The organism is Pseudomonas sp. GM25, assembly GCF_000282255.1.
In the GTDB taxonomy this organism is placed as follows: Bacteria; Pseudomonadota; Gammaproteobacteria; order Pseudomonadales; family Pseudomonadaceae; genus Aquipseudomonas; species Aquipseudomonas aphyarum.
In genome coordinates this window covers 1-20037 of record NZ_AKJQ01000046.1, presented here as the reverse complement: position 1 = coordinate 20037, position 20037 = coordinate 1, and the positions used below count along the sequence as shown (strand labels likewise).

The window sequence follows — 20037 nt, the reverse complement described above, 5'->3', positions numbered from 1 at the left end:
ACTTTGATATACAGCCCGCCATCACCCGCCTCACAACAAGATCCTCGGCTCACGAGGACGACCTCTCCCCAAACGCCCAAGGAGCACATTGATGTCTATCCGGAATCTGCGCATCGGTTTGCGCGCCAGTTTGTGTTTTGCCGTTCTGGCCAGTCTGCTGGTGGTGGTCGGCCTGTTCGGTCTGGGCCAGATGAAAACCCTGCGCGAGAGCGCAGCGGTGATCGAGGAATCGTGGATGCCCAGCATCGAAAGCATCCATGACGCAGCGGCGAACATCGCCAGCATCCGCCTCGAATCCCTGCGCCTGATCACCAGTACTCAGGCTGCCGTTCGCGAACGCAGCAAAGGCCTTCTCACCGCACAACGCCAGGAATTGCTCAAGCGCCTCGACGATCATAAGGCCCTGATTGCCAACGACCAGGAACGGGCGATGCTTGAAGGCCTGAGTTCCGATACCGCCAAGTACCTGAGCATCCTCGACCAGATCATCAAACAGATCGACGCCGGACAAAACGACCAAGCCTACGCACGCCTGACCAACGAACTGGCGCCCCAGGGCACGGTGCTCGACAAAACCCTGGAGCAAATGATCAGCCTCAACCAGCAAGGCGCGGATGTCGCGGCCAAGTCTGCGGCGGCGATGTACCAGCAGGCGCTGTGGATCGTCGCCACAATCATCGTCATCGCCCTGATTGCCACGTTGCTGCTGGCCTGGTTGCTGACCCGCAGCATCACCGCGCCGATCAATCAGGCGCTGAACGTGGCGCGGCGGATTGCTTCGGGAGACCTCAGCGGTCGCATCGACAGCAACGGCAAGGACGAAGCGGCGCAGTTGCTCACGGCTCTGGCCGAGATGCAGGGCAATCTGCGCTCGACCATTCGCGGCATCAGCGAGTCGGCCCAGCAACTGGCCTCCGCTGCCGAGGAAATGAGTTCGGTGATGGAACAGAGCACCCGCGGGTTGCAACAGCAAAACGACCAGATCGAACAGGCCGCCACGGCGGTCACCGAGATGAGCACGGCAGTCGATGAAGTCGCGGCAAATGCGGTGTCCAGCGCCGAAGCCTCCGAAGCCTCGAACGAGGACAGCAAGCACGGGCATGTGCAGGTCAGCGAGACCATCAGTTCGATTCAGGAGCTGGTCAGTGCGGTGCTCGGTGCGTCCGAACAGGCCGAAGGCCTTGCGACCCAGGCCCAGGACATCAGCAAGGTGCTGGAAGTGATTCGCGGCATCGCCGGACAGACCAACCTGCTGGCCCTGAACGCCGCCATTGAAGCCGCGCGGGCCGGCGAGGCCGGACGTGGGTTTGCAGTGGTTGCCGACGAAGTCCGTTCGCTGGCCCAGCGCACGCAGAACTCCACCGAAGAAATCGAGCTGATGATCAGCAGCATCCAGCAAGGCACCGGAGCCACCGTCGACGCGTTGCAAAGCAGTGCCGAGCAAGCCAGCCACACCCTGCGTCGGGCCAACAGCGCCGGCCATGCACTGGAGAAAATCACCGCGTCGATTTCGCAGATCAACCAGCGCAACCTAGTGATCGCCAGCGCCGCCGAGCAACAGGCGCTGGTGGCCCGGGAAGTCGATGAAAACCTGGTGACCATCCGCGATCTGTCGACCCAGACCGCTGCCGGTGCGACCCAGACGTCTGCCGCCAGCCAGGAACTGTCACGGTTGGCGGTCGACCTGAACGGGCTGGTGACGCGCTTCGTGATCTGATCAGAAAATTAAATGCCCGATTAGCGGTTGCCATCGCCGGGGCCCTCGGCAACACTCTCGTCCCGATCAAGGAAGGAGTGGCCCGTGAGCCCTGTCGATATTTTCCGCATGTTGTCGCTGGCCGCCATCTGGGGCGCGAGCTTCCTGTTCATGCGCATCATCGCTCCCGCGATCGGTACGGTTCCGACCGGATTCTTCCGCGTTTCGATTGCCGCCGTCGGCCTGCTGGTGATCCTCGGACTGATGCGCATCAGCTGGGATTTCAAAGGCAAGCTCAAGACCGTGATGATGCTCGGCGTGATCAACTCCGGCGTTCCGGCGACGCTGTATTCGGTCGCCGCCCAGGTGTTGCCCGCCGGGTACTCGGCAATCTTCAACGCCACCACACCGTTGATGGGCGTGTTGATCGGCGGGTTGTTCTTCAGTGAAAAACTGACGCTGGCCAAACTCGCCGGGGTCTTCCTCGGCCTGCTCGGGGTGGGCGTGCTGACCCGCGCCGGCCCGGTCGCGTTCGATCTGCACCTGCTGATGGGCGCCGTTGCCTGCCTGCTCGCAACCACTTGCTATGGCTTCGCCGGGTTTCTTGCACGACGCTGGCTGGATCAGGCCGGTGGGCTCGACAGCCGTCTTTCGGCGTTGGGCAGCATGCTCGGTGCGACCCTGTTTCTGTTGCCGTTGTTCGGTTACAGCGTCATCACTCAGCCGCCGGTGAGCTGGGGTGGCTGGAATGTCTGGCTGTCGCTGCTGGGCCTGGGTCTGGGCTGCACCGCGTTTGCCTACATCATTTACTTCCGCCTGCTGAGCTCCATCGGGCCGGTGAAGTCGATGACCGTGACCTTCATGATTCCGCCGTTCGGCGTGTTGTGGGGGGCGCTGTTTCTCGATGAGCCGCTGTCGATGGCGCACGTGTATGGCGGGGTGTTGATCGCGATTGCGCTGTGGCTGGTGCTGAAACCCGCAGTGGTGAAGCCGGCAGAAATCGCCACTCGCTGATTCGCAGATGCACAAAGGCCCGGGAGTTTCCTCCCGGGCCTTTTTTCATGCGCGGCGGTTACGCCGATTTACGGAACACGAACACCAGACCGACGATGATCAACAGCATCCCCAGCACGCTCAACGCCGCCAGACGATTGCCGAAGATCAGGTAGTCCATCACCGCCGTCACGGCCGGCACCAAATAGAACAGACTGGTGACATTCACCAGATTGCCCCGGGCGATCAGTCGATACAGCAGCAACGTCGCCAGCACGGAAACCACCAGCCCCATCCACAACACCGGCACGATGAAACCGGCGCTGTGCTCGAAGTGAAACGGCTGGAACGGCACGAAAATCCCGCACAGCAACAGGCCGGCCAAGTACTGCACCGGCAGCGTGCCGAGGGGATTGTCGGTGATGCGCTTTTGCATGATTGAGCCGAAGGTCATGCTCGCCAGCGCCAGCAGACCGAACAGCATCCCCGCCAGCGACATCCCGGCCAGACCGATGCCTTGGTAAACCACCATGATCAACCCGGCCAATCCCAGCGCCAGCCCAAACATCCGGCTCGCCGAGCGCTGCCGCTCCATGATCACCACCGTGAGGATCGGCTGCACGCCCATGATGGTCGCCATCACGCCGGGCGTGACTTTGAGATCCAGCGCCAGCAGATAAAAGATCTGATAAGCCCCCAACAGCACCACACCCGTGGCCATCGCGTACAGCATCGGCTTGCCGCCCTTGGGCAGTTTCAACTTGAGCAACGGCACCAGCAGCACCAGCCCGCACAAGGCAATCACAAAACGGATCAGCAGAAAGGCAAAGGGCGAAGCGTGGGCCAGCCCCCACTTGGAGAAGATCGCCCCGCTGCTCCACAGCAGAACGAACAGGCTCGTGGACGCCGCCGCGAGCGCGGACTTTTTCGAAAGGACAAACATGAATACCACCTGTAGTCAGGCAAATAGCCAACTCAGCCGAAGCTGAAATTCAGTAGGTTTTTTCAGGCGGGCAAAGGGGTCAGCAGAAAACGCCGATCAGCCCGAAACACCAACGCCCGGCGGTGATACGACTGCGCACACCGGCGTGCTACTGACAGGTGGAGGGTAATGACTGATCTGCACAGGCTGCTGATTCCCGCACGGCACGACGCCAGCGTTGATCGCTGAATCGACTACCGCGTTGATGAGGGATGCAGGCATCTGGGCTGATCTTTTTTGAAGGGTTGAAAGGTGAGTCATGCGACTCACGAGCGCCGACTATAACCAGCCCGCGACATGGATTGCAATGACTTGGACAAAGGGCCAGTAGCGACAGGCAGGAGGCAGGCGCATAGGCTCGTTTGCAATTGCAACGACCATTGATGGGGGACATGGAATGCGCGAGATCATATGCCAAGGGAACGTAATCATCTGCGGTATCAGTTGTACAAATCGCAAGCCAGGAAGTACGCGGGCATCACTTTCGCAAAGCTGCAGGAAGACATGGAGCAAAAAGGGATCGTAGATGTCGACCACTCCAGAGTTCGTTTCGAAGCTATCGACGCTTTGGCACTGAATGCCTATGAACAATGGCTGGACCCTTATTTCTCCTGGCAGGAAGTTGTCAGGTGGAAGGCCAGAGAACCACTGGGATTCGATTTAGCAATCTGGTTTGATCATGAGCTATGCGGACTCTGCTTTGGGAACCCGAACCAGAGCCGATTGAGAGTAAAAATCGTGCGTCTGGAAGGAAAGCCGGGAAACGATCACCCGCTCAAGAGCCGAATCGCAACATTTGCCTTGACCGCCGTGACGCACTTCGCGCGAATCGTAGGCAGCAAGCAAATCGAAATTCAGGAGCCTGTTCCCGGAGTAATACCGCTTTATCGGCAACTGGGGTTTGAGTTCGACTCGGAAGGTCGTCTTGTGAAGCCCATTGACTAAGTCTAGTATCGGATCACTGTTCATTAAATGATCAACGCCGGAGACGCCATGAAAGCTGTCGCTGAGAACAAAGCGCCAGGCGCCAAATTGACCAAGGCCAAAGGAAAGCGCTCTGCTGGAGAATTATCTGAAAAGGAGTTACTCCGAATTAGAGAGGCATTGACTAATCCAGCAGCGGAAGAGCCGGGAGGTGTTCTCGCCGGCGCATCCTTTACCTTCCCCGCATAAAAAAACCGCTCACAAGGAGCGGTTTTTTGTTTCTGCATCCAGCCTCAACCAAACAGCCAATACCCCAGCAACGTCAACACCGCCACCGCCAGCACGGGCCGCATCACACGGTAGGCTTTTGGATTACGGCGTTTCCACTGCTTGACCTTACCGCTGAACTTGTCGCTGAAGTTCTTGGTCCAGGCATAGGCCTGGTTAATCCCGCCGACGCGTTCGTCGTCAAGGTTCTGCGGTGCGGTGGCACGGCCCAGCCAGGCGCTGATGAAGCGGTTGATGCGGGTCATCAGGCGATTGCTCAGCGGACGCTCGATGTCGCAGAACAGGATGACGCGGGTCTTGTCGGTTTCGTTCTTGACCCAGTGCACGTAGGTTTCGTCGAACATCACGTCTTCACCGTCGCGCCAGGCGTAGACCTGACCGTCGACGAAGATCCGGCAATCGTCGGAGTTGGGTGTCGAAAGGCCGAGGTGATAACGCAGGGAACCCGCGAACGGATCGCGGTGCGGGTTCAAGTGGCTGCCGCCCGGCAACAGGGCGAACATTGCGCCTTTGACGTTGGGGATGGCACTGACCAGCGCCACGGTTTTCGGGCACAGGGTTTCGGCCGAAGGCAGCGGTTTGTCGTACCACTTGAGGTAGAAACGCTTCCAGCCTTTCTTGAAGAACGAGCCGAAACCGGCGTCGTTGTTCTTCTCGGCGGCGCGAATATAACCCTCGTCGAACAGGTGCATCGCCTCGTCGCGAATGGTTTCCCAGTTATCGCGCAGCACATCCAGTTCCGGAAACTTGCTGCGGTCCAGATACGGTTTGGACGGCACGCCCGAGAACAGGTACATCAAGGCGTTATACGGGGCGAACAGCGCCGAGTGGTTGACGAACTGACGCAGCACCGGCAAACGCGCCTTGCCGCGCAAATGCACGTAGAGGATGCTGCCAACAAAGAGCAGCAACACCGACACCTTGGCAGCTAACGGAAAGGTCATCAACAACTCCTTGAAAAAAGACAACACTGCGCAATGTCATTTACCCGACATGGCGGCCGGCCATGATAAACACTACCGGCTCCGGGAAAAACCCGCCCGGTTCAGGATTCAGTGTTAAAGATTGCGCAATAAAGCACTTCTTAACATAACGATCCTGAATCTTGGCTGACCTGAATCAACACGCCACTTACTGCTGGTTCTCCTGATCGGTGAACAGATCGCTGAAGAGCATGCTCGACAGGTAACGCTCACCGGAATCCGGCAACACCACGACGATGGTCTTGCCCTGCATTTCCGGAGTTTCCGCCAGGCGCACCGCTACCGACATGGCCGCACCACAGGAAATCCCGCACAGGATCCCCTCTTCCTGCATCAGGCGCAGGGCCATGGCCTTGGACTCGTCATCCGTCACCAGCTCGACCCGGTCAACCATCGACAGATCCAGGTTTTTCGGCACGAAACCGGCGCCGATACCCTGAATCTTGTGCGGGCTCGGCTTGATCTCTTCACCCGCCAGCGCCTGGGTGATCACCGGCGAGGACACCGGTTCCACCGCCACCGACAGAATCGGTTTGCCCGCCGTATTCTTGATATACCGCGACACACCGGTAATGGTTCCACCGGTGCCGACGCCCGCCACCAGCACATCGATGGCGCCATCGGTGTCGTTCCAGATTTCCGGGCCGGTGGTTTTTTCGTGGATGGCCGGGTTGGCCGGGTTATCGAACTGGGCCGGCATGAAATATTTGCCCGCATCGCTGGCGACGATCTCGGCGGCCTTTTCGATCGCGCCTTTCATGCCCTTGGCAGGCTCGGTCAGCACCAACTCGGCGCCCAGCGCCTTGAGCACCTTGCGTCGCTCGATGCTCATCGAGGCCGGCATGGTCAGCAGCAATTTGTAACCGCGAGCGGCAGCGACAAATGCCAGGCCGATGCCGGTGTTGCCCGAGGTCGGCTCGACGATGGTCATGCCCGGCTTGAGTTTGCCGCTGCTTTCGGCGTCCCAGATCATGTTGGCGCCAATCCGGCACTTGACCGAGTAGCCCGGGTTGCGACCTTCGATCTTGGCCAGAATGGTCACGCCACGGGGCGCGATGCGGTTGATCTGCACCAGCGGCGTGTTGCCGATGGAGTGGGCGTTGTCAGCAAAAATACGGCTCATGGCTGGGTCCTTGTGCAGCGTTGAATTCAGCTCTCCAAGGTAAGCCTGTTGCCCTTCTCAGTCCAGTCGGGCCGAACGTCTGCGGCAGCCGGCAGTCAATCGCTTTACACCGTTCGGGATTTGCTGCCATGAAGCGTCGCTACCGTTGGCCGTTGTGGATTCTCGCCACTGTTGTGGTGTTGCTGGTCGCCCTGCACATCGCCCTGCCCTACCTCGTGCGTGACTATCTAAATGACAAACTGGCCAACATGGGCGACTACCGCGGCCAGATCACCGACGTCGATCTGGCGCTCTGGCGCGGGGCGTACAAGATCAACGGCCTGAAGATCGTCAAGGTCGACGGCAAGGTGCCGGTGCCGTTCGTCGATGCGCCGCTGATCGACCTGTCCGTCAGCTGGCATTCGCTGTGGTACGACCATGCGGTGGTGGCGCAGGTGAAGTTCTTCAAACCGCAGGTGAACTTCGTCGATGGTGGGGCCAACAAGCAGAACTCCCAGACCGGTCAGGGCACCGACTGGCGCGCGCAGTTGGGCAAACTGCTGCCGATCACCCTCGACGAAGTTCAGATCAACGATGGCCGCATCAGCTTTCGCAACTTCAACTCAAAACCACCGGTGAACATGAATGCGACGAATGTCGACGCCAGCATCTTCAACCTGACCAACGTGGTCGACACCAAAGGCAAACGCGACGCCCGCTTCGAAGGCAAAGCCCTGCTGCTGGGCCATGCGCCGCTGGAAACCAGCGCCACCTTCGACCCGCTGAGCAACTTCGAAGACTTCGAATTTCGCCTGCGGGCCCGGGATATCGAACTCAAACGCATGAACGACTTCGCCTCGGCCTACGGCAAATTCGACTTCAACGCCGGCCACGGCGACGTGGTCATCGAAGCCGCCGCGACCAAGGGCCAGCTCAAGGGCTACATCAAACCGCTGCTGCGCGACGTCGACGTGTTCAACTGGCAGCAGGATGTCGAGAACAAGAACAAGGGCATCTTCCGCTCGATCTGGGAAGCACTGGTCGGCGGCACTGAAACCGTGCTGAAAAACCAGGGCAAGAACCAGTTCGCGACCAAGGTCGAACTCAGCGGCAACGTGCACCAGCAAGATATCAGCGCGTTCGAAGCGTTTTTGCAGATTTTGCGAAACGGATTCATCCAGGCATTCAATGCCCGGTATGAACGGCCGAAGCCGGATGCGGGCTAGCGCACTTGCTCAACTCGCTCTCGGCCGAAACTGAGTCAACATGTGACGCCCCATTCAGAGACTGAATAAGCCGTCTGCGTTCACAGTCGACCGGGCCGCGCGTTATAGTCGGGCATCCGATTATTTCGCCCCCGCCCTGCCCGTTCAGGTCGGCGTTACCGTTCGAGGATTAGCAGATGAAGTTCGAAGGCACCCAGGCCTACGTCGCCACCGATGACCTGAAGCTGGCGGTCAACGCCGCCATCACCCTGGAGCGGCCGCTGCTGGTCAAGGGCGAACCGGGCACCGGCAAGACCATGCTCGCCGAGCAACTGGCCGAATCGTTCGGCGCCAAGCTGATCACCTGGCACATCAAGTCCACCACCAAGGCCCATCAGGGCCTGTACGAGTACGACGCGGTGAGCCGTCTGCGCGATTCGCAACTGGGCAATGAAAAAGTCCACGATGTGCGCAACTACCTGAAGAAGGGCAAGCTCTGGGAAGCGTTCGAGTCTGAAGAACGCGTCATCCTGCTGATCGACGAAATCGACAAGGCCGACATCGAGTTCCCCAACGACCTGCTGCAAGAACTCGACAAGATGGAGTTCTACGTTTACGAGATCGACGAGACCATCAAGGCCAAGAAGCGTCCAATCATCATCATTACCTCCAACAACGAGAAAGAGCTGCCGGACGCCTTCCTGCGCCGCTGCTTCTTCCACTACATCGCCTTCCCCGACCGCACCACCCTGCAGAAAATCGTCGATGTTCACTACCCGGACATCAAGAAAGACCTGGTCAGCGAAGCGCTGGACGTGTTCTTCGACGTGCGCAAGGTGCCGGGCCTGAAGAAGAAGCCATCGACCTCCGAACTGGTCGACTGGCTGAAACTGTTGATGGCCGACAACATCGGCGAAGCGGTGCTGCGCGAGCGCGATCCTACCAAAGCCATCCCGCCGCTGGCCGGTGCGCTGGTGAAGAACGAACAGGACGTGCAACTGCTTGAGCGCCTGGCGTTCATGAGCCGTCGCGGCACCCGCTAAGAGGCTGATGCCATGTTGCTCAACCTGTTCAATGAAATGCGTGCAGCCAAGGTGCCGGTGTCGGTGCGCGAGCTGCTCGACCTGATCAACGCGCTGAAACAGCGCGTGACCTTCGCCGACATGGACGAGTTTTACTACTTGTCGCGGGCGATTCTGGTGAAGGACGAACGGCATTTCGACAAGTTCGACCGTGCGTTCGGCGCCTACTTCAATGGCCTGGAAAAGCTCGACGATCATTTGCAGGCGCTGATCCCCGAAGACTGGCTGCGCAAGGAGTTCGAGCGCTCGCTGACCGATGAGGAACGCGCGCAGATCCAGTCCCTCGGCGGCCTGGACAAGCTGATCGAAGAGTTCAAGAAACGCCTGGAAGAACAGAAGGAACGCCACGCCGGCGGCAACAAATGGATCGGCACTGGCGGCACCAGCCCGTTCGGCTCCGGCGGATTCAACCCGGAAGGCATCCGGGTCGGCGATGCCGGCAAGCGCCAGGGTAAAGCGGTGAAAGTCTGGGATCAGCGCGAGTACAAGAACCTCGACGATTCCGTGGAGCTGGGCACCCGCAACATCAAGGTCGCCCTGCGCCGCCTGCGCAAATTCGCTCGTCAGGGCGCGGCGGAAGAGCTGGACATCGACGGCACCATCGACCACACCGCCAAGGATGCCGGCCTGCTGAACATCCAGATGCGCCCGGAACGACGCAACACGGTGAAGCTGTTGCTGCTGTTCGACATCGGCGGCTCGATGGACGCCCACGTGAAGATCTGCGAGGAACTGTTCTCGGCCTGCAAGACCGAGTTCAAGCATCTGGAGTACTTCTACTTCCACAACTTCATTTATGAATCGGTGTGGAAGAACAACATGCGCCGCACTTCCGAGCGCACGTCGACCCAGGACCTGCTGCACAAGTACGGTGCCGACTACAAAGTGATCTTCATCGGTGACGCGGCGATGGCGCCCTATGAAATCACCCAGGCCGGCGGCAGCGTCGAGCACTGGAACGAGGAGCCGGGTTACGTGTGGATGCAGCGCTTCATGGAGAAGTACAAGAAGCTCATCTGGATCAACCCGTACCCGAAAGACACCTGGGGCTACACCTCGTCGACCAATATCGTTCGGGACTTGATCGAGGATCAGATGTATCCGCTGACGTTGCGCGGACTGGAAGAAGGGATGCGGTTTCTGTCCAAGTAATCCGCAATGGCTCCCCCGCCAGCGGCGGGGGAAACAATCAAAAGCGCTTCAGATATTCGACATGCTCCCGGTGTGCAACTTCTTGCACCACCGGGCGCAATCTGACCTTCGCTCCCGGCAGACACTGTGCCAACCGGGCCAGCGCCAACGGCGTCAACGCTCCCAATCGCGGATAACCGCCAATGGTCTGCCGATCATTGAGCAACACGATCGGCTGCCCGTCCGGCGGCACCTGCACCGCGCCGAGCGGAATGCCCTCGGAAATTATCGGTTTGTCCTGATACTGCAACGCCGTCCCCAGCAACCGAATACCCATGCGATCGGCACGACTGTCCAGCGTCCAGGCACTGTTGAATGCATCGAACAGGCTCTGCCCGCTGAACTGACCGATCTGCGCGCCGAGCACCAGATCGAGCGGTGCGTCGAGGTGCAGATCCGGTCGATGCTGTGCCGGAACCTCACGCACCAACAGGGTTTCGCCCTGATAACTCAGCGAAGCGCCCTTGGCCAATGGCAAGCCAAAACCATCGAGACCACCGAGTTCTTCACGCACGACAGTGGCGCTGCTGCCCAGCACTTTCGGCGCACTGAAACCGCCGGGCGCCGCCAGATAGGCCCGCGCCCCGAGCAACGGCTGGGTGAGCTTCAAGGTCTGCCCTTTGCGCAGTTTGAAACTGCGCCACGGTGCCAGCGCTTCACCGTCAATCTGCGCACCGAGATCGGCCCCGGCCAATGCCAGCAAACAATCTTCTTCAGCCACCACTGTGAACCCGCCGAGGGTGATTTCGATCACCGGCAAGTCCAGTCCATTGCCCAGCAGCCAGTTGGCCCAGGCCATCGACCGCCAGTCCGCCGCACCGCCCTGGGTCACGCCCAGGTGGCGCACGCCAAACCGCCCGGCGTCCTGCAACAGGCACAGCGGTGTGCTTGCTTCAATCGTCAGTCGGCTCATGCGAAGGCCTCCAAAGGCGTGTCGTCACCGCCGAGACGGATGAATTCGGCATGGCTCACCGCTTCGAAACGCACGGTATCGCCGGGCTGCATGAGGCTGTAGCCATCGCGTTCACGATCGAACAGTTTTGCCGGCGTGCGACCGATCAGGTTCCAGCCACCGGGAGACACCACCGGATACGCGGCCGTCTGCCGCTCGGCGATGCCGACGCTGCCGGCGGCGACTTTCTTGCGTGGCGTATTCAGACGCGGTGCCGCGAGGACTTCTTCCACCAGCCCCATGAAGGCAAACCCCGGTGCAAAGCCAAGGGCGAACACCTGGTATTCCCGAGCGCTGTGACGGCGAATCACTTCTTCCACCGACAAACCGCTGCGTTGCGACAGCAGGCTCAATTCCGGTCCGACGCTAAGGTCGTACCACACCGGCAACACATGACACTGGCCGCCGGTGCGCGCATTCGGCGACAGGTCGATCAAGGCTTCGGCGATCAATTCCCGAGCCTGACCCGGATTCAATTCGGTCAGGTCGTAATGCACCATCAACGTGGTATACGACGGCACCAGATCGATCAGATGCTCGCCGAACACCGCGCGCAACCGCTCACTGGCCGCGAGCATCCACGGCATGTTGGTTTCGGCGATTTCATCGAACAGGCGCAGCATCAGGCAATCCAGCGCCACCACTTCCACCCGCGGATTCATGGCGCGCTCTGCTCGTTCAAGGCCTGACGAATGCGTTGCACGGCGGCCACCGAACTGGCGTTGTCACCGTGCACGCACAGCGTGTTGGTTTGCAGATGCAGCGCGCTGCCGTCGCTGGCCGTGAGGTTGTCGCCACGGGCGATGGTCAGTGCTTGCCCGATGATGGTTTCGGAATCGTGGTGCACCGCGCCCGGCAGTTGTCGCGAAACCAGTCGGCCGGCGCTGTCGTAGGCGCGGTCGGCGAAGGCTTCGAACCACAGGGTCACGCCGTATTCGTCACCGAGTTGCTGGGCTGCCGTGTTGTCGCGGGTGGCCATCAACATCAGCGGCAAGGTCCGGTCGTAAGCGGCGACTGCCTGGATCACGGCCCGCAGTTGCGCAGGGTTGGCCATCATGTCGTTGTACATCGCGCCGTGGGGTTTGACGTAGCTCACCCGTCCGCCCTGAGCACGGCAAATGCCGTCGAGGGCGCCGATCTGATAATGCAGGATGTCTTGCAGTTCCTGGGCGGTGTAGGCCATGGAACGGCGGCCGAACCCGACCAGATCCTGATAGGCCGGATGCGCGCCAATCTGCACGCCGTGGCTCAGGGCCAGGCTGACGGTCTTGCGCATGATGCCCGGGTCGCCGGCGTGGAAACCGCAGGCAATGTTGGCGCAATCGATGAAGGGCATGACTTCCGCGTCCAGACCCATGGTCCAGCTGCCGAAGCTCTCGCCGATGTCACAGTTCAATAGCAGGCGGCTCACGGTGAACACTCCTGTAGCTGATGTCTTTTTATGCTGTAGGACAGTTGTCGCAGGTTATCAGTTACTGCGCGTCCAGTTGCTTGCCACGGGTTTCCGGCAGGCTCAACGCCGCGAGGATCACCACCCCGTAGGACACCGCCGCAAAGGCACCGATGCCTACGCTCAGTGGCACTTTCTGGCTGAGCAGCCCGATCAGCAGCGGGAACAATGCCGCCAGCGCCCGGCCGATGTTGTAGCAGAAGCCCTGCCCCGAGCCGCGAATCCGGGTTGGAAACAACTCGGTGAGAAACGCGCCCATGCCACTGAAAATCCCCGAGGCGAAGAAGCCCAGCGGGAAGCCCAGCCACAGCATCACGCCGTTGCTGACCGGCAATTGGGTGTAGAGCAGAACGATGGTGAACGAGCCGACCGCGAACAGGATGAAGTTCTTCTTGCGACCCAACAGGTCGGTCAAATAGGCGCTGATCACATAACCGACGTAGGAACCGATGATCACCATCGCCAGATAACCGCCGGTGCCGAGTACGCTCAAGCCGCGTTCGTTCTTCAGAAAAGTCGGCAGCCAGGAGGTGATCGCGTAGTAACCGCCGAGGGCGCCGGTGGTCAGCAACGAGGCACGGATCGTGGTGAATAGCATGCCGGGGGCGAATATCTCGTAGAACTTCGACTGACTATCCGGAGTTTGCTTGGCCTTGGCTTCGCGGTAGATCTCCGGATCTTTCACCAGACGGCGGACGAAAATCACGAACACCGCCGGCACGATGCCGAGGATGAACAGTGCGCGCCAGGCATCTTCCGGTAGCAGCACCGAGAACAGCAGCGCATAGAGAATCGCCGTCAGCCCCCAACCCAAGGCCCAGCCGGATTGCACCATGCCCACCGCCTTGCCGCGATCCTTGGCGCGGATCACTTCGCCGATCAGCACCGCGCCGGCAGTCCACTCACCGCCGAAACCGAAGCCCATCAAGGTGCGGGCGATCAACAGCTGTTCGTAGTTCTGAGCGAAGCCGCAAAGGAAAGTGAAGAAGGCAAACCACAGCACCGTCAGTTGCAGGGTACGCACGCGGCCGATGCGGTCGGAGAGAATCCCCGCCACCCAACCGCCGATGGCCGAAGCGATCAGCGTGCTGGTGTGGATCAGGCCGGCTTCGCCGGTGGTGATGCCCCACATCGCGATCAGGGTCGGCACCACGAAGCTGAGCATCTGGGTGTCCATGCCGTCCAGACCGTAGCCGATCTTGCAGCTCCAGAAGGTCCGGCGCTCCTGCTGATTGATGTTGCGATACCAGTCGAACGGGCCGGGACGGGCCGCAGTCTTGGGGAGGTCGAGGGTGTCGGGCGCACTCATGGCATGTCTCCGCAGGCTTTTATTGGTCTTGTTCGAAGCTCCGACGACGCCTATCGTGGGAACCGGATGCGTCGATTCTTGGGTGCGTCACCCGGTCGCGTCCAACGAATAAAAACCCGCCCAAGACATCAGAAAAATTTGTTGCCATGAACCTGAAGTTTCTCGAAACCTTCGTCTGGGTCGCCCGGCTGAAAAGTTTTCGCCTGACCGCCGACAAGCTGTTCACCACCCAGGCCTCGATCTCCAGCCGGATTGCAGTGCTCGAAGGCGAGCTCGGGGTGAAGCTGTTCCTGCGTGATTCACGTGGCGTCAGCCTGACGCCCGAAGGTTTGAAAGTGCTGGACTATGCCGAGCAGATGCTCGACACGATGCAGGCGCTGAAGCAGTCGATCGAGACCCGATCGAGCAAGGTTGGCCGGGTACGGATCGGGGTGATGGACACGGTGATTCACACCTGGCTCAGCCCGCTGGTGGCGCAGATGACCGATCTGTACCCACGGGTGGAAATCGAGCTGGTGGCGGATACCTCACTGAACCTCTGCGATCAGTTGCAAAAAGGCTTTCTCGATCTGATCCTGCAAACCGATCTGGTACGCCAGGAAAGCGTGCGCAGCCTGGAACTGGCCAGCCACCCCATCGGCTGGATCGTCGCCAGCAATTCGATCTACAACCGCGACTATCAAAGCCTCGCCGACCTGGCGCAGGAACGGATCATCACCTACTCGAAAAACTCACGGCCGCATCAGGACATCCTGGCGTTGATGCAGGCCCAGGGCGTGCTGGCGCCACGCTTGAACTGTGTGAATTCGGTGTCGGCGATCACCCGGCTGTTGCGCGACGGGTTCGGCATTGGCGCGTTGCCGCCAGTGCTGGTGGCCGAGGAACTGGCGCGGGGGGAATTGACCCTGCTCGACATCGAACAGCGCCCGCCGAACCTGCAAGTCGTGGTGTCGTGGCGGGTGGGTGTGGAATGGGTCGAGGAGATCGTGACGCTGTGTCAGCAGGTGCTGGAGGGGTATGCACGCAAGGTGGGTACGGATTACATCGTTCTAAGTTGATCGTTCCCACTGCGTGGGAACGATGCATCGAAGCTTACAGCCCGCGCACATCCCGGTCTTCGATCGGCCGGCTCTGGCGCAGGCGCTTGCCGCCCAGCACCACCCAGTCGATCAGACGGAACAGGCATTCAAGACCGAACGACAGCAGCAGCGCGCCGCTCATGCCCCAGATCATCGCTTCCGGCGTCAGCAGGATCTGGTAGCTGTAGCCATTCCAGGTTTCCTTGCGGATGTCCGGGTCGGCGGCCAGCACCACTTGCAGGAAGCGGATGTACCACGGCCCCTGCATCGCCTGGAATTGCTTGTCCAGCGCCAGCTGACGATTGAGCAAGGTGCTCAGGCTGTCGGCATCGCTGCGAAACACCGGGTCTTCGCTGGCACGGTAATGGGCGACCAGTGCCTGAATGTCACCCTTGAAAAACTGCTCGGCGGTGCCCTGGAAGCCGCGCAGACCGGTCTGCGCCTCGATCAGGTGCGCTTCGACCCGCTTGGCGTAATCGTTGATGAAGCCCGGCACCTGGACACCGATCAACAGGCCCGCCGCAAACAACACCAGCCGTAGATAACTGAGCAACATGGGGGTGCAATCCTTATTCGGTCGTGCCTTGGCTTACGCATTCACCGCGTCGCCACAGGCTCCATTGGCCCGGTTCGTAGCGGGTCCAGGTTTCGTTTTCGGTCAAGGGTTCGGTAGCAATCACCGTGACCACGTCGTTGGGCGTGGTTTCGGCCTGGAAGTCGACGATCACATCGACGTCCTTGAGCCGCGCCGGGCCAAACGGTGCGCGTCGGGTGATCTGCGCCAGTTTGGTCGAGCAATAGCAGAACAGCCAGTCGCCGTCGCTGAGCAGGCAGTTGAACACGCCTTTGCTGCGATATTCGGCGCAAGCTGCGACCAGATCCGGCAGCAGCACTTCTATATCGACCGGTTCCGGAAACGCTGCACGTACGCGGTTGAGCAAATCGCAGAACGCCGCTTCGCTGTCGGTATCGCCGACCGGGCGGTAGAAACTCTTGATCGGCGAGAAGTCGGCGAGCTGGCCATTGTGCGCGAAGCACCAGTTGCGGCCCCACAATTCACGGACGAACGGGTGGGTGTTGGACAGGCAGACCTTGCCGACATTGGCCTGACGAATATGACCGATGACCACTTCGCTCTTGATCGGATAACGCTGCACCAGATTGGCCACTTCCGACTCGCTGCTGGCCGCCGGGTCCTGGAACAGGCGCAAGCCGCGCCCTTCGTAGAAACCGATGCCCCAGCCGTCGCGGTGCGGACCGGTGCGACCACCGCGCTGCATCAGCCCGGTGAAGCTGAACACGATGTCGGTCGGCACGTTGGCACTCATGCCCAGTAATTCACACATGTGCGGACTCTCGTGATTACAGACGCGGCTCGACCCGCATGCGCTGCGGATTGCTTGGCACCGGCGGGCGACCATAGCGGTCATCGCCGGCGCCGCCGAACGGTTGATCGGCGTCCCGCTCGTCATCGGCACGGGCCGCTGCGCGGGCGGCTTCAGCCTGTTCCTTGCGGGCCTTGGAGGCGCGCTCGATCGGCAGGCGGATCAGCACGAAAATCAGGTACAGGCCGAACGCGATCATGGCGTACATGAGCAATTCGGAAATCGCGCGCCAGGCGTTGTTGCCGACCTTGAACGCCAGATCCAGCGCGGTAATGGCGATGGCCGGGGCGAATTTTTCCTTCACCGGGTCAATGATGGTCGGGCTGAACAGCAACACCGCCATCAATACACGCAGCGGCTCACGCAGCCAGCGCCACATCCAGCGGGTCATGCGCATCCACACCAGCAGGCAGCCCACGGCGGCAAAGGCGTAAAGGCCCCAGGCGATCAGATAGTCGTTCTCGGTCATGGTGTCCATGGCAAGGCAGGCAAAGAGGCGCTTATAGTAACGACTTTTCGCACGTCAGGCTTCCCCGCCGTCCGTGCGGCCCTTATTTGTCATGTCCGAGAGCTTTCCATGCCCGTATCCGCCAACGTCAGCAGCGCCCCGATTGCCCACAAGGCCGCCGGTCACGACCCGTACGCCTGGCTGCAGGAACGCGACACCGATGCGGTGCTCGACTACCTCAAGGCTGAAAACGACTATCAGCAGGCGCAGACCGCCGATCAGGCAGAACTGCGCGAAACCCTGTTCGAAGAGATCAAAGGCCGGATCCTCGAAACCGACCTGTCCCTGCCGTCGCCATGGGGCCCGTACCTGTATTACACCCGCACCACAGCGGGTGACGAATACGCCCGTCACTACCGCTGCCCGCGCCCGGCCGACGACAGCCTGACCCTCGATGAAAGCCGCGAACAACTGCTGCTCGACCCGAACGCACTGGCCAACGGCGGCTTTTTCTCCCTCGGCGCCTTCAGCATCAGCCCGGATCACCAGCGTCTGGCCTACAGCGTCGATGCCTCGGGCGACGAGATTTACACGCTGTTCGTGAAGGAATTATCCAGCGAACGCGTCAGCGAACTGGAATTCCAGGACTGCGACGGCAGCATGACCTGGGCCAACGACAGCCTGACGCTGTTCTTCGGCGTGCTCGACGACACCCATCGTCCGCACAAACTGTTCCGCTATCGTCTGGACGGCACCGCCGCCGAAGAGGTCTTCCACGAGCCGGACGGGCGTTTTTTCCTGCATTGCTACCGCGCCAGCTCCGAACAGCAATTGCTGTTGTCGCTGGGCAGCAAGACCACCAGTGAAGTCTGGGCGCTGGACGCCAATCAGCCGCAGCAGCCGTTCACTTGCCTGGCGCCACGGGTCGAGGATCACGAATACGACGTCGATCACGGCAAGCTCGATGGCGAATGGACCTGGTTCATCCGCACCAACCGCGACGGCATCAACTTCGCCCTGTATCAGGCGCCGGACACCGGCATCGCACCGAGCGAAGCCGACTGGCAGAACCTGATCCCGCACAGCGATTCGGTGATGCTCGATGGCGTGACCCTCAACGCCGAAGCCCTGACCCTGAGCCTGCGCGAAGGTGGCCTGCCGATCATCGAAGTTCGCCCACACGGTCTGGCGCCTTATCGCGTGCAATTACCGGACGCGGCCTACAGCCTCTATGTGCAAAACAGCCTTGAATTCGAAAGCGACCGCATTCGCCTGCGCTATGAAGCGCTGAACCGTCCGGCCCAGGTTCGGCAACTGATCCTCGCCACCGGCGAACAGACCGTCCTCAAGGAAACCCCGGTGCTCGGCCCGTTCGACGCCGACGCCTACGTCAGCCAGCGCCTGTGGGCGACTGCGCCGGACGGCACCCAGGTGCCGATCAGCCTGGTGATGAAACGGGAAATGGTCGGCAAAGCGGTGCCACTGTACCTGTACGGTTACGGCGCCTACGGTTCGAGCCTCGATCCGTGGTTCTCCCACGCTCGCCTGAGCCTGCTGGATCGCGGCATGGCGTTCGCCATCGCCCACGTGCGCGGCGGCGGCGAGCTGGGCGAAGCCTGGTACCGCGCCGGCAAGCAGGAACACAAGCACAACACCTTCAGCGACTTCATTGCCTGCGCCGAATTCCTGATCCTCAACGGCATCACCACCGCACCACAACTGGCGATCAGTGGTGGCAGCGCCGGTGGCTTGCTGATCGGCGCGGTGCTCAACCAGCGTCCGGATCTGTTCGGCGTGGCGATTGCCGAAGTGCCGTTCGTCGACGTGCTCAACACCATGCTCGACCCGGATCTGCCGCTGACCGTCACTGAATACGACGAGTGGGGCAATCCCGAAGAGCCGGAGGTCTACGAGCGGATCAAGGCCTACGCGCCGTACGAAAACGTCACTGCACAGGCGTATCCCGCAACACTGGTGATCGCCGGCTACAACGACAGCCGCGTGCAGTATTGGGAAGCGGCCAAGTGGGTGGCGAAATTGCGCGCGACCAAGACCGATGACAATCCATTGCTGCTCAAGACCGAACTGGGCGCCGGCCACGGCGGCATGAGCGGGCGTTATCAGGGATTACGTGACGTAGCGCTCGAATATGCATTTGTTTTCAAGGTTCTGGGCGTTGCCTGAGGAACTCCGCCGGTCACTTGGGTCTTAATTCCAGACCCGATAGGCCGATAGCACATCAATCCCTTGTGGGAGCGAGCTTGCTCGCGATGGCGATCTGTCAGTCAAATTGATGCTGGCAGACACTCCGCTATCGCGAGCAAGCTCGCTCCCACAGGAGTTATGTGCAACGCCTTGAAACAGTGAAAACAAAAAAAGACCGCACGACATGTCAGAACCCACTCTACTGAACAACGAAATCCGCGACTGGCTGATGGACTGCGGCCTGTTCGATCAATTGCAGCTGGCGGATTTTGCCGCTGCTTCGGGCTACTTCAGCATCAGCACCGTGGCTGAAGGCGAAGCGATCTTTCGCGAAGGCGATGCCGGCAGTTTCATGTGCATCATCCACACCGGCCAGGTGGCCGTGCAGAAAACCGGTGGCGACGGCCAGGTCGTGACCATGGCCACCCTGCGCAGCGGCCGGGCGTTCGGTGAAATGGCCGTGCTCGACGGCGAGCGCCGCTCGGCGACTTGCGTGGCGGCGAGCAACTGTCAGTTGCTCAACCTCGGCAAGGATTCGCTGGAAAAAATGCTCAACGACGCACCGAAGATCGCCGCCAAGATCATCCGCGCCCTCGCCGTCTCCCTCTCCAAACGTCTGCGCATGGCCGACGGCCAGCTCGCCGCCCAGCAGATCTAGCCCCCCGGGGATTTGGGTTTGCTGTCGTTCTGTTCCAGGCCCGGCAATGGCTGATCCTTGGTCGGCGGGCTGGGCATTTCGATCGGCACCAGCGGCGGGCCGCCA

The 20037-nt window shown here is 60.7% G+C and carries 20 protein-coding genes; 10 read left to right on the top strand and 10 right to left on the bottom strand.

Translation table 11 applies throughout. The features are described 5' to 3' along the window. Positions 1 to 91: 91 nt before the first annotated feature. Both PMI24_RS18450 and PMI24_RS18445 read left to right on the top strand, forming a co-directional pair. Positions 92 to 1717, top strand: coding sequence for a methyl-accepting chemotaxis protein (locus tag PMI24_RS18450; protein ID WP_007956527.1), 1626 nt, complete (start codon positions 92 to 94; stop codon positions 1715 to 1717). Between the two features lie 84 nt (positions 1718 to 1801). Next, positions 1802 to 2710 (top strand): DMT family transporter, encoded by a 909-nt coding sequence (locus PMI24_RS18445; protein ID WP_007956522.1) that lies wholly within the window; start codon positions 1802 to 1804, stop codon positions 2708 to 2710. A 58-nt stretch (positions 2711 to 2768) separates the two neighbouring features. On the opposite strand, the gene PMI24_RS18440 is transcribed toward PMI24_RS18445, so the two are convergent. Continuing rightward, entirely contained in the window at positions 2769 to 3632 is an 864-nt protein-coding gene (locus tag PMI24_RS18440; protein ID WP_007956520.1) for a DMT family transporter, read from the bottom strand. Between the two features lie 450 nt (positions 3633 to 4082). Between PMI24_RS18440 and PMI24_RS18435 the strand changes: the two genes are divergently transcribed. Both PMI24_RS18435 and PMI24_RS29235 read left to right on the top strand, forming a co-directional pair. Beyond that, a complete protein-coding gene (locus PMI24_RS18435) occupies positions 4083 to 4616 on the top strand; it encodes a hypothetical protein (RefSeq protein ID WP_007956519.1) in 534 nt (177 codons plus the stop codon). 48 nt (positions 4617 to 4664) lie between these two features. After that, positions 4665 to 4844 carry a hypothetical protein gene (locus PMI24_RS29235; RefSeq protein WP_157222948.1) on the top strand — a complete coding sequence of 60 codons (180 nt, stop codon included), beginning with the start codon at positions 4665 to 4667 and terminating at the stop codon, positions 4842 to 4844. A gap of 44 nt (positions 4845 to 4888) precedes the next feature. Here the strand turns inward: PMI24_RS29235 and PMI24_RS18430 are convergent, their stop codons facing one another. Further along, positions 4889 to 5827, bottom strand: coding sequence for an aspartyl/asparaginyl beta-hydroxylase domain-containing protein (locus tag PMI24_RS18430; RefSeq protein WP_007956518.1), 939 nt, complete (start codon positions 5825 to 5827; stop codon positions 4889 to 4891). A gap of 187 nt (positions 5828 to 6014) precedes the next feature. After that, complete coding sequence (gene cysK, locus PMI24_RS18425) at positions 6015 to 6989, bottom strand: cysteine synthase A (protein WP_007956517.1); 975 nt, start codon at positions 6987 to 6989, stop codon at positions 6015 to 6017. Between the two features lie 128 nt (positions 6990 to 7117). On the opposite strand from cysK, the gene PMI24_RS18420 reads away from it, so the two are divergent. The 3 genes from PMI24_RS18420 (at position 7118) to PMI24_RS18410 (ending at position 10407) form a co-directional block, all read left to right on the top strand. Then, the gene (locus tag PMI24_RS18420; RefSeq protein ID WP_007956515.1) at positions 7118 to 8194 is read left to right on the top strand and encodes a DUF748 domain-containing protein; all 1077 of its coding nucleotides are present in this window, start codon (positions 7118 to 7120) and stop codon (positions 8192 to 8194) included. A 176-nt stretch (positions 8195 to 8370) separates the two neighbouring features. Continuing rightward, positions 8371 to 9216 (top strand): AAA family ATPase, encoded by an 846-nt coding sequence (locus tag PMI24_RS18415; protein ID WP_007911294.1) that lies wholly within the window; start codon positions 8371 to 8373, stop codon positions 9214 to 9216. A gap of 12 nt (positions 9217 to 9228) precedes the next feature. After that, on the top strand, positions 9229 to 10407 hold the full coding sequence (locus PMI24_RS18410) for a vWA domain-containing protein (RefSeq protein ID WP_007956512.1): 1179 nt from the start codon (positions 9229 to 9231) through the stop codon (positions 10405 to 10407). Positions 10408 to 10444: 37 nt separating this feature from the next. Here the strand turns inward: PMI24_RS18410 and PMI24_RS18405 are convergent, their stop codons facing one another. The 4 genes from PMI24_RS18405 to PMI24_RS18390 form a co-directional block, all read right to left on the bottom strand. Next, positions 10445 to 11359, bottom strand: coding sequence for a biotin-dependent carboxyltransferase family protein (locus tag PMI24_RS18405; RefSeq protein WP_007956509.1), 915 nt, complete (start codon positions 11357 to 11359; stop codon positions 10445 to 10447). Next, a complete protein-coding gene (locus tag PMI24_RS18400; protein ID WP_007956507.1) occupies positions 11356 to 12060 on the bottom strand; it encodes a 5-oxoprolinase subunit B family protein in 705 nt (234 codons plus the stop codon). Before PMI24_RS18400 ends, PMI24_RS18405 begins: the two co-directional genes overlap by 4 nt. Continuing rightward, positions 12057 to 12809, bottom strand: a complete 753-nt coding sequence (locus PMI24_RS18395; RefSeq protein ID WP_007956505.1) for a 5-oxoprolinase subunit PxpA — start codon at positions 12807 to 12809, stop codon at positions 12057 to 12059. Before PMI24_RS18395 ends, PMI24_RS18400 begins: the two co-directional genes overlap by 4 nt. A gap of 61 nt (positions 12810 to 12870) precedes the next feature. Next, positions 12871 to 14157, bottom strand: a complete 1287-nt coding sequence (locus PMI24_RS18390; protein WP_007956502.1) for an MFS transporter — start codon at positions 14155 to 14157, stop codon at positions 12871 to 12873. A 146-nt stretch (positions 14158 to 14303) separates the two neighbouring features. Between PMI24_RS18390 and PMI24_RS18385 the strand changes: the two genes are divergently transcribed. Next, on the top strand, positions 14304 to 15215 hold the full coding sequence (locus tag PMI24_RS18385) for a LysR family transcriptional regulator (protein ID WP_007956488.1): 912 nt from the start codon (positions 14304 to 14306) through the stop codon (positions 15213 to 15215). Between the two features lie 34 nt (positions 15216 to 15249). Here PMI24_RS18385 and PMI24_RS18380 read toward each other — a convergent pair whose 3' ends face one another. From PMI24_RS18380 to PMI24_RS18370, 3 genes are read right to left on the bottom strand one after another with little or no spacing between them, the layout of a single operon-like run. Then, positions 15250 to 15792, bottom strand: a complete 543-nt coding sequence (locus PMI24_RS18380; protein WP_007956487.1) for a DUF2937 family protein — start codon at positions 15790 to 15792, stop codon at positions 15250 to 15252. Positions 15793 to 15805: 13 nt separating this feature from the next. Next, on the bottom strand, positions 15806 to 16582 hold the full coding sequence (locus PMI24_RS18375) for a class II glutamine amidotransferase (RefSeq protein ID WP_007956486.1): 777 nt from the start codon (positions 16580 to 16582) through the stop codon (positions 15806 to 15808). A gap of 16 nt (positions 16583 to 16598) precedes the next feature. After that, positions 16599 to 17099: a hypothetical protein gene (locus tag PMI24_RS18370; RefSeq protein ID WP_007956485.1), complete on the bottom strand. Its 501-nt coding sequence runs from the start codon at positions 17097 to 17099 to the stop codon at positions 16599 to 16601. 99 nt (positions 17100 to 17198) lie between these two features. Here PMI24_RS18370 and PMI24_RS18365 point away from each other — a divergent pair, with 99 nt between their 5' ends. Together PMI24_RS18365 and PMI24_RS18360 are read left to right on the top strand one after the other, a co-directional pair. After that, positions 17199 to 19253, top strand: coding sequence for a S9 family peptidase (locus PMI24_RS18365; RefSeq protein WP_007956484.1), 2055 nt, complete (start codon positions 17199 to 17201; stop codon positions 19251 to 19253). A gap of 205 nt (positions 19254 to 19458) precedes the next feature. Beyond that, positions 19459 to 19932, top strand: a complete 474-nt coding sequence (locus tag PMI24_RS18360; RefSeq protein ID WP_007956482.1) for a cyclic nucleotide-binding domain-containing protein — start codon at positions 19459 to 19461, stop codon at positions 19930 to 19932. Positions 19933 to 20037 lie beyond the last annotated feature (105 nt).